This window comes from Catenulispora pinisilvae, from assembly GCF_015356865.1.
GTDB lineage: Bacteria > Actinomycetota > Actinomycetes > Streptomycetales > Catenulisporaceae > Catenulispora > Catenulispora pinisilvae.
In genome coordinates this window covers 1-12,709 of the sequence record NZ_JAAFZA010000279.1, presented here as the reverse complement: position 1 = coordinate 12,709, position 12,709 = coordinate 1, and the positions used below count along the sequence as shown (strand labels likewise).

Genomic DNA, 12,709 nt, shown 5'->3' with positions numbered 1-12,709 from the left:
GGGCGGCGGGGCCGGGCGGAGGGCCCGATGATCAGGATTTATTGCTATTACTCACTAATTCGTCCTGGCTTTAGTTCCAGCCGGAAAGCCGTCGCCAACCGTCCGAGGCCGTCCGAGCCGTATCCCTGCGCCACGGCCCGGTCGATCACCGTGTGCACGGCGTCCAGCATGCCGGTGTCCAGACCGTGGGCCCGCGCGGCGGCGGTGACGTGCCGAATGCCGGAGGCGGCCGAGGCGATCGTGGAGCGGGTGCCGGGAAAGTCCCCGGCTTCGAGTTGCTCGGCGAAGCGCGTCGTCATATCCGGAAGCAGCGCGCCGATCCCGGTGGCGAAGGCCGCGAACTCGGTCGGGGCGATCCCCTCGGCGGCGGCCAGCGCGAAGGAGTGGAGCAGACCGTTCGTCGCGGTGGCGAACAGATCGAGGAGCGCCACGTCGAACGCGCTCGCCCGCGCCGGATCGGAGCCGAGGTAGACGATGCGGCCGCCGAGAGCGGACAACGCGGGCGCCACGACCGCGTGGATCGCGGCGTCGCCGCTCAGCAGGACCGTGCCGGCCGGCGTGCCGATCATCGGGGTCGAGGTGAGGATCGCGCCGGGCAGGTAGCCGATGCCGCGCGAGGCTGCCCACGCCGCCATGTCCCGCGCCTGGCCGGGGTCGCCGCTGGTCAGGTTGATCAGAGGGCGGCCGCCGAAGTCGACGCCGTCGACGACCCGGCGCACCACCTCGTTGTCTATCAGGCACGCCACGACCACATCCGCGGCGTGAACCGCCGACTGCACCGACTCCGCAACCGATATCGCGGGCGCGGGCACGGATTCCGAGGCCGGGACCGGGACCGAGGCCGAGTCCGACGACTGCGCCGACACCGACACCGATTCCGGGACCGGCGCCGGCGGCACCCGCCCCGGCGTCCGATTCCACACCGTCACCGCATGCCCGCCACCGGCGAACGCCGAGGCCAGCGCCCGCCCCATCGGCCCGAGTCCCAACACCGCGATCTTTCGTCCGTCATCATTCATGCCGCGAAGCTAAAGCCTCACATTGACGTGAGAGTCAACCCGGGGTTCTCCTGGTCCCATGAAGATCGGCCCCATGAAGATCGGCGAACTCTCCCGCCGCACCGGCGCCTCGATCCGTTCCCTGCGCTACTACGAGGAACAAGGGCTCCTGGCCCCGGAACGCCTGTCCAGCGGCTATCGCGTCTACGACGACCGCAGCGTGGCGACCGTCCATCGGATCCGCGTCCTGCTGTCCGCGGGCCTCGGCACGTCGGCCATCGCCGAGATCCTGCCGAACGTCTACGACGACTCGGTGGTCCTGACCGGACGCTGCCCGGAACTGCACGAAGGGCTGGCCGTCGAACGCGCACGCATCACGCAGCAGATCGAAGACCTGCAAGCAGCGCGCGAAATCCTCGACTCGCTCATCGGCCGGCCGCTGGTGATCACGGCGCAGTGAGCAAGAAGCCTGAGACAGGCAGGACTGGCATTACTGGCAGGACCGGCAGGACCGGCAGGACCGGCAGGACCGGCAAGACAGCCGAGGCCTGACCTGTTCGGCCAGGAGCTAGTAGTACCGCTCAAGCGATTTCAGGAGTTCGTCGGCCTCGCCGGACAGCATGGAAGCACGCACCACCGGATCCATGAGGTCCAGCGAACCGACGCGGTCCAGCTCCAGCGCCCACACGGCCTCGGGCCCGGCCAGACTGGCCAACCGCGCGTAGCCGGTTCGCAGGCGGTAGAGATTCTTGTCGGTGAAGCAGCGGCGCAGGGCGTCCTGGACGACGACCGCGTCATCGGCGTATGTCAGTGGCCAGACATAGGCCGGCTCCGACAAATCACTCACCACCGACGGCATCACCCGCGTCACGCCGCCGAAGTCGTCGCAGCGCAGGACCACGTCGATCCGCACCCGCTCGGTGGTGGTCTTGCCGACGAACACGTCCCGCAGCATCTCCGGCGTGACCCGCCTGCGCCGGACCAACCGGCTCCGCGCGGACTGTGCCGCCCCAGGATGATTCGCCACCCACAGGTGCCACCGCCGCGGCCCCGGCGCTCGCGTCGCGAGGCGCAGGTTGATCCGCACGCAGATCTTGCATAGGAACACCGGCACTTGAAAGATCCACGACAGCACCTCCCCGGCGGCGGCCAACCAGGCCTCGGATCCCCCGAACAGCAGGCCCATAAAGCCCAGCAACAGGCCCAAGGCAGCCAGCAGTGCGAGCACGCTGATCGCGACGACCAGGAGCATCAGCACGACGGTGAGCGCGCCGGAGAAGACGGCGACGACGGCGTGGACCACGTCATCCACCGTAGTGCAGGGCGCTGACGCTGGTGGGAGGCCCGGACCGGTGCCGGTTGCCACCCGGGGGAAGCAACCCGGACGGCGCGCGGCGGCCGCCGGACCAGAGTCCGACGGCCGCCGCATGGCCCTCCCGGCGCCCGGCGTCGGCCCTGTCTCAGGACGTCAGCGCCGACCCCGCCCGGGTCCGGCGACCGGAACCGGCGCGCGCCGGGGAGCCGGTCTCACCGCCTCACCGCCTCGCGGCATCGCGGCATCGCGGCATCGCGCCTCGCGGCATCCCGCCTCGCGGCATCCCGCCTCACGGCATAGCCGCCAGGTGCGGGGCGACCGTGTTCACGAAACTCCAGCCGTTGCTGGCGTCCCAGTTGATCGACCACGTCATCGCGCCGCGGATGCTCGGCCAGGTGCTCGGCGGGACGAACGAACCGCAGTTCGTCTTGGACGCCAGGCAGTCCAGCGCGTTGTTCACCACCGACGGCGACACGTACCCGCCGCCGGCCGCGCTGCCCGAGGCCGGCAGGCCCAGGCCCACCTGGTCCGGACGCAGGCCGCCCTGCAACTGGATGCAGGCCAGCGCGGTGATGAAGTTCTCCGTGCCCTCGGCGTAGACGCCCTGGTCGCAGCCGTTCATCGTGCCGGAGTTGTAGTACTGCGTGTTGTTGATCGTGAGGATGTTCTTGATGTTCAGCGCCAGCTGGAAGTACGCCATGCCGGTGGACTGCATGTCGATCGTCTGCGGGGCCATCGTGACGATCAGCCCCGAGCCGGCCTTGGCCGACAGCGACTCCAGCGCCTGGCCCATGTACGTGGCGTTGACGCCGTTCTCCAAGTCGATGTCGACGCCGTCGAACCCGTAGCTCTGCATGAGCCCGTAGACGCTGTTGGTGAAGTTGTTCGCCGACGTGGAGTCGCTGACGCTGATCGCGCCGTTCTGCCCGCCGACCGAGATGATCACCTTCTGGCCCCGCGAGTGCAGAGTCGCGATGTCCGCCTTGAACTGCGCGTCGGTGTATCCGCCGAGCGCCGAGGACAGCCCGGAGTCGACGCTGAAGGTCACGCCGCCGGGGTTGCTCGGGTCGGCGTTCGCGAACGCCACCGCGACCAGGTTGTACCCGGCCGGCACGGCCGCCAGGCTCAGCGGCTGGGCGGAGTTCACGAAGTCGTGCCAGTACCCGGTCAGCACGTGCTTGGGCAGCGAACCGCCGCTGCCCCCGGAGTTGGCCGTGGTGGCGCTCACCGCGGCGGACTGCGCGGACTCGCCGGCGGAGTTGGTCGCCGAGACCGTGTAGCTGTAGCTGGTGGACGCGCTCAGACCGGAGTCGGTGTACGAAGTCCCGGTCACGCCGGCGACCTTCGAACCGCCCCGGTACACGTTGTACCCGGTCGCGCCGCTGGCCGCGTTCCACGACAGCGACACCGAACTCGAGGTCGTCCCGGACACCGTCAGCCCACCCGGAGTCGGCGGCACTGAGGTCCCGCCAGGGGACGTGGTGGCGCTGACCGACCCGGACTGCGCCGACTCCCCTGCGGAGTTGGTCGCGGAAACCGTGTAGCTGTAACTGGTCGAGGCGCTCAGACCGGAGTCAGTGTACGAAGTCCCGGTCGCGCTCCCGACCAGCTTGCCGCCGCGGTAGACGTTGTATCCGGTGGCGGTGCTGGACGCGCTCCACGACAGCGACACCGAACTGGACGTCGTGCCGGTCACCGCCAGGCCGGTCGGCACGGGGGGCACCTGAGTCTGGCCACCCGGTCCGATCAGCGAGACGTCGTCCGTGTAGTACGTGCCCTGCCCGTACCAGCCGTGCAGGTAGATCTGGACGCTCGTGGTCGAGGCGCCGGTGGTGAAGCCGGTCGACAGCTGCTGGTACGAGGACGCCGACGGCGTCCACGTGGAGCTGTAGCCGGTGGCGCCTATGTAGACGTAGGCGCCCTGGACGTAGGCCGACAGCGTGTAGGCCGAATTCGGCTGCACGGCCACCGTCTGCGTGCACTGCGCGTCGTCGGAATTGCTCGCCGCTCCGGCCAACGCGTGAGCGCCGCTGTGGACCAGGGACGACACCACACCGCCGGTGCCGGCGTCACACGTCCAAGGGCTCAGGCTTCCGGTCTCGAAGCCGGGGTTCACCACCAGATTGCTGTCGGCGTGGGCGCGGGAGGCGCTCATCGCGACAGTCATCGTGGCGGCGATCAGGATGGCGGCCAACATGGCCGCGAACGCACGCAAGCGCGTTCTTGCCAAGGTCAAAGCACACCTCTCTTGGGGAAGACCCCGCAGATCTTGTGGGGGTAGTGGTCTACACCACGGGGGCTGTGTTCAAAATGGTGTAGACCAGACGGGGTGTCAAGAGTCTGAACGCCCGGGGATTGCGTGACGAGCGGCGAATGACGCTCTCAGCGCGGTCTCAGGCCACGACGCCAGACTACGAACCATGCGCATCCTGGTAGCGGATGACGACCCGGCCCTGCGACGCGCGCTGGAACACGCATTGCGGCGCGACGGTCATCAGGTGGATCTGGCCGCGTCCGGCGCCGAGGCGCTGGCCGCACTCGCGCAGAACCCGCCGGACGCGCTGGTGCTGGACGTGATGATGCCCGAACCGAACGGGCTGGAGATCTGCCGGCAGCTGCGCCAGGCCGGAGACGGCACCCCGATCCTGTTGCTCATCGACCGCGATCTGACCGACGGCCGGTCCGGCGCTCCGGCCGGCGACCAGGCTGAGGACCAGGCCGACGGCCGGAGCGCCGGGCTGGACGCCGGGGCCGACGACTATCTGGTGAAACCGTTCGCGCCGGCCGAACTGCGATCCCGGCTCAGGGCCCTGCTATGGCGCACCACCGCCGCGCCGTCCGAGACCATCGTCTTCGCCGACATCACCCTGGACACCGCGGCCCGCCGGGCCACCCGCGCCGAGCGGAACCTGAGGCTGACCCGCACGGAGCTGGCACTGCTGGAGATGTTCCTGCGCAATCCGCGCCGGGTGCTGAGCCGGACCCAGATCTTCGAGACGGTCTGGGGCCATGACTTCGGCCCGGACTCCAACGCACTGTGGGTGAGTATCAGTGGTCTGCGGTCCAAGCTGGAAGCCGAGGGCGGCGGGCCGCGGGTGATCCAGACCGTGCGCGGGTTGGGATATGTGCTGCGAGAAGAGCCGTGACCCCACACACCCGGGTCGCGGCGCCGCGGATCACTCCCCCGGTCGCAACAACACCGTGAACGGCACACCGATCCGGCGCCAGGCCTCGGCGGCCTCCTCCCAGACCTCCAGGGCGATGCTGTAGGCGTCCAGGTCGGCGAAGGCGAACGTGTTGCTGTCCTCGAACACGGTCAGGATCCCGGCGCCGCTGCCGGCCTCCGGCGGGGGCAGCCACTGGAGATCGGCGAGGCAGTCGGCGAGCGCGTCCCAGTTGTGGCCGAAGTAGGCCGGGAAGCGGTAGGAGCGTTCGCACTCCTCCAGGAACTGCGGCTTGTCGCGGACGCGCGAGCCGTCCACGATGACGCAGCGCCAGCCGATCTCCTCGGCCTCGGCGCGGATCTCGGAGGCGGGACGGTCGGAGTGCCACAGGTGGACTCCGGGACCGGCGTCGCCGAGGACGTGGGCCAACGCTGTCATGTCGTACCACCTCGCAGGACCCACATGAAGGACCCGTAATGGTCCGGGGTGTAGTAGAGCTCGCCTTTGCGGCCGAGGATGAGCCGCCGCGCGCCGCGGTCTGCCGCCCCGGGCGTGGCAACGGTGTATTCGCGGTAGTAGCCGCTCGGCTCGGAGGGCAGGCGGCGCTCGCGGTTCTGGAAGGTGACGCCGTCCTGCCGGTACTGGAAGGTGCCGCCGTCGTCGATGCGCTTGATCACGTCGCGCGCCTCGGCGGGAAGGGCGGACTCGGCGATGCTGGCCATGCCCGCGGGTTTGACCACCGAGGTCGTGCTCTTGCCCGATGAGCCAGTGCCACTGCCGCCGCCGCTGCCACCACCACAGCCGGCGAGCGCTACGAGCGCCGCGAGCAGCAGCATGAGTGCTCTGATGCGGCGGCGCGACGCGGACGGGCTCACGCACGGAGCCTAACGCAGGGTGATCTTACCGGCACGCGATCACGGCATGAGTGGCGGCATGAACGGCGGTATTGGCGGCGTGAGTGGCGGCGGCATAGGCGGCATTGGCCGTGAGTGGCTCCGGTATCGGCGGCGTGAGTGGCGGCGGCATGCCGGGCCGGTGGCCGGCGCGGACTGGCCGCGCCGGTCCCAGAACCTCTAGCCCCGAAGCATCCCGCTCAGCTCAGCAGCGGCCGCACCCGGATCAGCAGCCTCGGTCAGCGCCCGCACCACGACCACCCGCCGCGCGCCGGCGGCCAGCACCTCGCCGAGGTTCCCGGCGTCGATCCCGCCGATCGCGAACCACGGCCGCGAGCCTTCCGGGGCCAGCAGCGCCGCGTACTCGACCAGGCCGAGGCCGGGGGCGGGGCGTCCGGGTTTGGTCGGGGTCGGCCAGACCGGGCCGGTGCAGAAGTAGTCCACGCCGTCGGCCAGCGCGGCCTCGTCGACTTCCTCTTCGGCGTGGCAGGAGCGGCCGATGACCGGGTTCTCGCCGATGATGCGGCGCGCGAGCGAGACCGGCAGGTCGTCCTGGCCGAGGTGGAGGATGTCCGCCTCGGCGCCCAGGGCCACGTCCGCGCGGTCGTTCACGGCCAGCAGCTTCCCGTGCCGCTGACAGGCGTCGGCGAACACTTCGAGTGCCGCCAGCTCCTGACGCGCCTCCATGCCCTTCTGCCGCAGCTGGACGATGTCCACGCCGCCGGCCAGCACCGCGTCCAGGAACGCCGGCAGGTCGCCCTGTTTCTCCCGGGCGTCGCAGCACAGATACAGCCGGGCGTCCGCCAGCTTGGCGCGCAGCCCGGCCGCCGCCGGACTCACAGCTCGGCCTGCGCGCGCCGCCGCACCTCGGTCCCGCGGTTCTCGCGCAGCGCCTGGACCGGGGTCCCGGGCAGCGAGTCGTCGGGGGTGAACAGCCAGCGCAGGGCTTCGGCGTCGGTGAACTTCGCGTCCTTGAGCAGGGTCAGGGTGCCGGTCAGGCCCTTGACCGTGTGGTCCTCGACGATGAACCCGGCTGGGACGTGCAGGGCGTGGTTCTCGCCGCGGCGGACCGCGATGAGCTGGTTGTCGCGCAGCAGCTGGCGGATGCGGGTCACCTGGACGCCGAAGCGCTCCGCGACGTCCGGGAGGGTCAGCCACTCCCCCACGAGGGCGTCGACGGCGGGGTCGATCGAATCGCGCTGGGCCTCGACGGAACGGGTCCCAACAGCGGTGTTCTTCTCAGTCACGCCCTCCAGCATGCCAGGAGTTCTAGAGCACCGCCGACGTTAAAGCCTCTCCGGCATCGGCCACCCGGGCGGCGTCCAGCACCGACGCGGCGGTCACCAGCCGCCGGCCCTGCGCCAGATCGCGCGGCCGGCCCACGGCCAGCACCGCGGTCAGCCTGGCGTGCGGGTCCAGCCAGCACACCGACCAGGTCGGCGCGGCCAGGTCGCCGCGCAGCACCATGCGGTCGGCGGAGGTGTGGTGCCCGACGTACTGCACCATCCGCCCGAACTGCTCGCTCCAGAAGTACGGCACCGGGTCGTGCACGGCCGCGCCGACGCCTTCCAGCACGTTCGGCACCAGCGCCTGCGGGCCGCGCAGCGCGTTGTCCCAGTGTTCGACCCGGATGTGGCGGCCGCCGTAGCGGACGCTACGGTAGGCCGCGACGTCCCCGACCGCGAACACGCCGGGGACGTTGGTCTCCAGGTGCTCGGACACCAGCAGCGAGCCGTCCTTGGCCCGGTGGAACGCCTCGCCGAGCCAGCGGGTGTCCGGCCGCGCCCCGACCGCGACCAGCGTGTGGTCGGTGCCCGGCGGCGGGCCGTCGACCGGGTCGGAGCACCGCAGGTCGGCGCCGGCCTGCGCGTACCAGCCGGCCATCGCCTCGCCGACCTGGGGCGGGAACAGCGCGGCCAGCGGCCGTTCCCGGGCCTCGTGGATCACCACCTCGGTCCCGGCGTTACGGGCCGCGGTGGCCACTTCGGCGCCGATCCACCCGGCGCCGACGATGGCCATCGGCTTGCCGCCGTTGATGCGTTCGCGCAGCCGTACGGCGTCCTCGTAGGTGCGCAGCGTCTCGCCGAAGCCGAGCCGGATCGGTTCGGAGCCGGTGGCCACGACCAGGCGGTCGTAGCGCAGGTCCACGCCGGTCTCGGTGGTGACCACGCCCGGCGCCCAGGCCACGGCGCGCTCGCCGAACCGGCAGTCCACCCCGCCCTCGGCGAAGTCGAAGGCGAAAGCGAGCTCGCCGACCTCCTCCGGGGTGGCGCGGCCGGAGCCGGTCAGCACCGCTTTGGACAGCGGCGGCCGGTCGTAGGGGGCGTGCTGTTCCGCGCCCAGGAACGTGACCGTGCCTTGGAAACCCTTCTCGCGCAGTGACCGCACCGTGTGCAGTCCCGCCATCCCGCCGCCGACAACGAGAACACGTTCTAGTTTCATCGTCCGCCACTGTATCTCGTGGAAAACCTGTATGGGCCATCATGGTCGCCGTGGCGAGCGAGGACTACCCGGACACCCCGATCGAGCCTGAGGCCGACGGGGACAGCACCGAGATAACGGCCGACGACAGCGGCGCGGACCATGGCCGCTCCCCGCACGCCGTGCAGCGCGTGACCTGGGCCGAACTGTTCTTCGACCTGGTCTTCGTGTTCGCGGTCACGCAGATCGCGCACGCGATCTACGTCGGTGCCGGCTGGGCCAGCCTGGGCCGCTCGGTGCTGCTGTTCGTACCGTTCTGGTGGGCCTGGGTCGGCTGCGCCATCCTGTTCAACGGCATGGTGATCACCGCGACCAAGCGGCACCTGCTGCTGTTGGCGATCGCCGGGGCCGCGTTCGTCATGTGCATCTCGGTACCGGACGCCTACGGCAACCGCGGCGTGCTGTTCGGCGGCGCGTACCTGGTCTCCCGGATCCTGCTCGGCATCCCGATGCAGCGGCGCGAGGCGTTCCGGATCCGGCTGAACCCGTTCACCGTCGGCGTCCTGGCCGGTCTGGCCTGGACCCTGACCGGGCTCCTCCCGGCCGAGAACAGGCAGTGGGCCTGGCTGGCGATCGCGCTGGTCGAGCTCGCGGTGCCGATAGTGCTCGGGCACCGGCTGGACTACATGCAGTTCGACGCCTCGCACCTGCCGGAGCGCTTCGGGCTGTTCATCATCATCGCGCTCGGCGAGACGCTGACCGACATCGGGCAGGGCGGCACGCACATCGCGCTGCACAGCCAGGAGGCGGTGACGCTGTTCGTCGCGTTCCTGCTGTCCTGCGGGCTGTGGTGGACGTACTTCCAGTACGGGGCCTCGGCGACCGAGCACGCGCTGAGGGTCGCCAAGGTCCCGGCGGTGCTGGTCCGGTCCTCGTTCTCCTACGGGCACATGCTGTTCGTACTGGGCATCATCCTGGCCGCGGCCGGGATGTCGCAGGCGGTGGCCGCTCCGGGGGCGCATCTGCACGGCGTGCACGCGCTGCTGCTCGGCAGCGGGGTGACGCTCTACGTCGCGACGTTCTGCTACACCCGGATCATGATGTTCGGCGGCGCCTCCTACACCCGGGTCGTGGCCGCGCTGGGGGCCGCCGTCATCACGGCCGTCTCCCCCGGGCTGCCCGCGCTCGCGCCGCTGGCGATGTTGGCCGCGCTGGTCATCGCGCTCAACGCGGTCGAGTTCTATCGGGTCAGCACCGGCAAGCCGATGCTGCTGATCAATGTCTGGCAAGGGGCGGCCGGCCGGTGAACTCTGTACATCGGCCGCTGAATCCCGTTCACCGGCCGCTGAATCCCGTACATCGGACGTCGGATCTACACTGATGACCATGCCCGAACCCGCTCGTTCAGACGTTCTGATCATCGGCGGCGGCCTGATCGGTCTGGCCACCGCCTGGCGGACCGCGGCCCGGGGACTGTCGGTGACGCTCTGCGATCCGGCGCCGGGGGCCAACGCCTCGTTCGCGGCGGCCGGGATGCTGACCCCGGTCACCGAGCTGCACTACGGCGAGGAAGCCCTGCTCGGCCTGAACCTGGCCTCGGCCAAGCGGTATCCGTCCTTCATCGCCGAACTCCAGGAAGCCGCCGGCGGCCTGGACCCCGGCTACACCGAGGCCGGGACGCTGGTCGTGGCCTTCGACGGCGACGACCGCGAAGTGCTGGCCGACCTGCACCTGTTCCAGCAGTCGCTGGGACTCAAGGCCGAGTGGCTGGCCGGCAGCCAGGCCCGGCGGCTGGAGCCGATGCTGGCGCCGAGCGTGCGCGGCGGGCTGCTGGTCAGCGGCGACCACCAGGTCGACAACCGGATGCTGCTGGCGGCGTTGTTCGCGGCGCTGGAACGGGAGCCGAAGACGAGGATCGTGCGGTCGAAGGTCGCCGAGGTGACCGTGGCCGCAGACCGCGCGACCGGTGTGGTGCTGGAGGACGGGACGGCACTGGCCGCCGAGCAGGTGGTGCTGTCGGCCGGCTGCTGGTCCGGGCAGATCGGCGGCATCCCGCCGGAACTGCTGCCGCCGGTCCGGCCGATCAAGGGGCAGATCCTGCGGCTGGCGGTCCCGGAGGTGTTCCGGCCGTTCCTCTCCCGCACGGTGCGCTACGTCGTCCGCAACAACCAGGCCTACCTCGTGCCGCGCGCCCACGGCGAACTCGTCCTCGGCGCCACGGTCGAGGAACAGGACTACGACACCACGGTCACCGCCGGCGGCGTCTACGAACTGCTGCGCGACGCCCGCGAACTGGTCCCCGGCATCACCGAGCTGCCGCTGATCGAGACCCGGGCCGCACTACGCCCCGGTACCCCCGACAACGCCCCGATGATCGGCCCCACCGCGCTGCCCGGGCTGCTCTACGCCACCGGCCACTACCGGCACGGCGTGCTGCTCACCCCGGCCACCGCCGACGGGATGGCCGAGATCCTGGCCACCGGCGCGGTCCCGGAGGCCCTGGCCCCCTTCAGTCCCCAACGGTTCGGGCGTCCCCAGAAATGAGCGCTGAGCACATGCAGTCCTCACATATTCAGCCGTCGCATGCACAGTCGTCGCACGCACAGTCGTCGCAAGCCCAGTCGTCGCACGCGCAGTCGTCGCACGCGCAGTCGTCGCACATGCAGTTGTCCGTGAACGGCGAGCCCTCGCAGATCACCGAGGGCACCACCGTCGCCGACCTGGTCGTCTCGCTGGTCGAGGCGGCGCGCGACGGCAACCGCGGCGGCATCGCCGTGGCCGTCAACGAAACGGTCGTCCCCCGCGCGTCCTGGGACGGCACCCCGCTCGCGGCCGGCGACCGGGTCGAGATCCTGACCGCCGTGCAAGGAGGCTGACATGACCACCCTGTTCGCAGCAGCACTCGGGGAATCCGGCGCCGAGGACCCTGCCGCGCGCCCCGCCGAGCACCCTGCCCCGCACCCTGCCGAGCACCCTGTTGGCGCCGACAGCAACACCGTGGCCCCGGCCGCCGTCCCCACCGACGTCTTCGAACTCGGCGGCAAGACCTTCTCCTCCCGGCTGATCATGGGCACTGGCGGCGCACCGTCACTGGAGGTACTGGAGCAGGCGCTACTGGCCTCCGGCACCGAACTGACCACCGTGGCACTACGGCGCGTGTCCACAGCCACCCGCGGCTCAGTGCTGGACCTGCTCAAGCGCAACAACATCCAGGTCCTGCCGAACACCGCCGGCTGCTTCACCGCCGGCGAGGCGATCCTGACCGCCCGCCTAGCCCGCGAGGCCCTGGGCACCGACTGGATCAAGGTCGAAGTAATCGCCGACGAACACACCCTGCTCCCGGACCCGATCGAACTGGTAGCGGCCGCCGAAGCCCTGGTGGACGACGGCTTCACCGTCCTGCCCTACACCAACGACGACCCGGTACTGGCCAAGCGCCTGGAACAGATCGGCTGCGCGGCCGTAATGCCGGCCGGCGCACCGATCGGCTCCGGCCTTGGCGTGCGCAACCCGCACAACATCGAGCTGATGGTGGACGCGGTCTCGGTCCCGGTGATCCTGGACGCCGGCATCGGCACCGCCTCCGACGCCACGCTGGCCATGGAACTGGGCTGCTCAGGCGTCATGCTCGCCACCGCAGTCACCCGCGCGCAGCACCCGGTGGCGATGGCTACCGCGATGCGGCACGCGATCGAGGCCGGGCGGCTGGCGCGCGCGGCTGGGCGGATGCCTAAGCGCTATCACGCGCAGGCTTCGTCGACTATGGATGGCCGGGCGCATTTGCGCGATGAGGTGCCTGACTTCGACGGGTGATTTGGTTGGGGTTCAGGTTTTTTTGGGGGGTTCGGGTTTTTTTGGGGGGTTGGGTTTTCGGGTCGAGTTGCGGTTGGGCTGTGGATTTCAAAGCTTTTTACGGCC

The 12,709-nt window shown here is 70.4% G+C and carries 14 protein-coding genes; 6 read left to right on the top strand and 8 right to left on the bottom strand.

Translation table 11 applies throughout. The features are described 5' to 3' along the window. Nucleotides 1-47: 47 nt before the first annotated feature. Nucleotides 48-1,019 (bottom strand): NAD(P)-dependent oxidoreductase, encoded by a 972-nt coding sequence (locus IZR01_RS42725; protein WP_194927158.1) that lies wholly within the window; start codon nt 1,017-1,019, stop codon nt 48-50. Between the two features lie 58 nt (nt 1,020-1,077). Between IZR01_RS42725 and IZR01_RS42720 the strand changes: the two genes are divergently transcribed. Beyond that, nucleotides 1,078-1,458, top strand: a complete 381-nt coding sequence (locus IZR01_RS42720) for a MerR family transcriptional regulator (protein ID WP_228555780.1) — start codon at nt 1,078-1,080, stop codon at nt 1,456-1,458. A gap of 108 nt (nt 1,459-1,566) precedes the next feature. Here IZR01_RS42720 and IZR01_RS42715 read toward each other — a convergent pair whose 3' ends face one another. Together IZR01_RS42715 and IZR01_RS42710 are read right to left on the bottom strand one after the other, a co-directional pair. Beyond that, nucleotides 1,567-2,301, bottom strand: a complete 735-nt coding sequence (locus tag IZR01_RS42715) for a hypothetical protein (RefSeq protein ID WP_194898341.1) — start codon at nt 2,299-2,301, stop codon at nt 1,567-1,569. A 301-nt stretch (nt 2,302-2,602) separates the two neighbouring features. Further along, complete coding sequence (locus tag IZR01_RS42710; protein WP_228561226.1) at nt 2,603-4,510, bottom strand: glycoside hydrolase family 18 protein; 1,908 nt, start codon at nt 4,508-4,510, stop codon at nt 2,603-2,605. A 223-nt stretch (nt 4,511-4,733) separates the two neighbouring features. Here IZR01_RS42710 and IZR01_RS42705 point away from each other — a divergent pair, with 223 nt between their 5' ends. Beyond that, nucleotides 4,734-5,459, top strand: coding sequence for a response regulator transcription factor (locus IZR01_RS42705; protein ID WP_194927156.1), 726 nt, complete (start codon nt 4,734-4,736; stop codon nt 5,457-5,459). A 30-nt stretch (nt 5,460-5,489) separates the two neighbouring features. On the opposite strand, the gene IZR01_RS42700 is transcribed toward IZR01_RS42705, so the two are convergent. The 5 genes from IZR01_RS42700 to IZR01_RS42680 all read right to left on the bottom strand — a co-directional run bounded on the left by IZR01_RS42700 (nt 5,490) and on the right by IZR01_RS42680 (nt 8,812). Beyond that, the gene (locus tag IZR01_RS42700) at nt 5,490-5,915 is read right to left on the bottom strand and encodes a barstar family protein (RefSeq protein ID WP_194898338.1); all 426 of its coding nucleotides are present in this window, start codon (nt 5,913-5,915) and stop codon (nt 5,490-5,492) included. Then, entirely contained in the window at nt 5,912-6,352 is a 441-nt protein-coding gene (locus tag IZR01_RS42695) for a guanyl-specific ribonuclease (protein WP_194927155.1), read from the bottom strand. The genes IZR01_RS42700 and IZR01_RS42695 overlap by 4 nt, the downstream gene beginning before the upstream one ends. A gap of 198 nt (nt 6,353-6,550) precedes the next feature. After that, nucleotides 6,551-7,210: a thiamine phosphate synthase gene (thiE, locus tag IZR01_RS42690; protein ID WP_194898337.1), complete on the bottom strand. Its 660-nt coding sequence runs from the start codon at nt 7,208-7,210 to the stop codon at nt 6,551-6,553. Then, nucleotides 7,207-7,629, bottom strand: a complete 423-nt coding sequence (locus IZR01_RS42685) for an Rv2175c family DNA-binding protein (protein WP_228561225.1) — start codon at nt 7,627-7,629, stop codon at nt 7,207-7,209. Before IZR01_RS42685 ends, thiE begins: the two co-directional genes overlap by 4 nt. Before the next feature lie 10 nt (nt 7,630-7,639). Beyond that, on the bottom strand, nt 7,640-8,812 hold the full coding sequence (locus tag IZR01_RS42680; RefSeq protein WP_194927154.1) for an NAD(P)/FAD-dependent oxidoreductase: 1,173 nt from the start codon (nt 8,810-8,812) through the stop codon (nt 7,640-7,642). A 50-nt stretch (nt 8,813-8,862) separates the two neighbouring features. Between IZR01_RS42680 and IZR01_RS42675 the strand changes: the two genes are divergently transcribed. The 4 genes from IZR01_RS42675 to IZR01_RS42660 all read left to right on the top strand — a co-directional run bounded on the left by IZR01_RS42675 (nt 8,863) and on the right by IZR01_RS42660 (nt 12,604). Next, nucleotides 8,863-10,098: a low temperature requirement protein A gene (locus IZR01_RS42675; protein WP_194898335.1), complete on the top strand. Its 1,236-nt coding sequence runs from the start codon at nt 8,863-8,865 to the stop codon at nt 10,096-10,098. 79 nt (nt 10,099-10,177) lie between these two features. Beyond that, nucleotides 10,178-11,335 (top strand): glycine oxidase ThiO, encoded by a 1,158-nt coding sequence (gene thiO / locus IZR01_RS42670; RefSeq protein WP_228561224.1) that lies wholly within the window; start codon nt 10,178-10,180, stop codon nt 11,333-11,335. A 116-nt stretch (nt 11,336-11,451) separates the two neighbouring features. Next, nucleotides 11,452-11,667, top strand: a complete 216-nt coding sequence (gene thiS, locus IZR01_RS42665; protein ID WP_194898333.1) for a sulfur carrier protein ThiS — start codon at nt 11,452-11,454, stop codon at nt 11,665-11,667. Between the two features lie 190 nt (nt 11,668-11,857). Continuing rightward, nucleotides 11,858-12,604 carry a thiazole synthase gene (locus IZR01_RS42660; protein ID WP_438939720.1) on the top strand — a complete coding sequence of 249 codons (747 nt, stop codon included), beginning with the start codon at nt 11,858-11,860 and terminating at the stop codon, nt 12,602-12,604. Nucleotides 12,605-12,709: the final 105 nt, after the last annotated feature.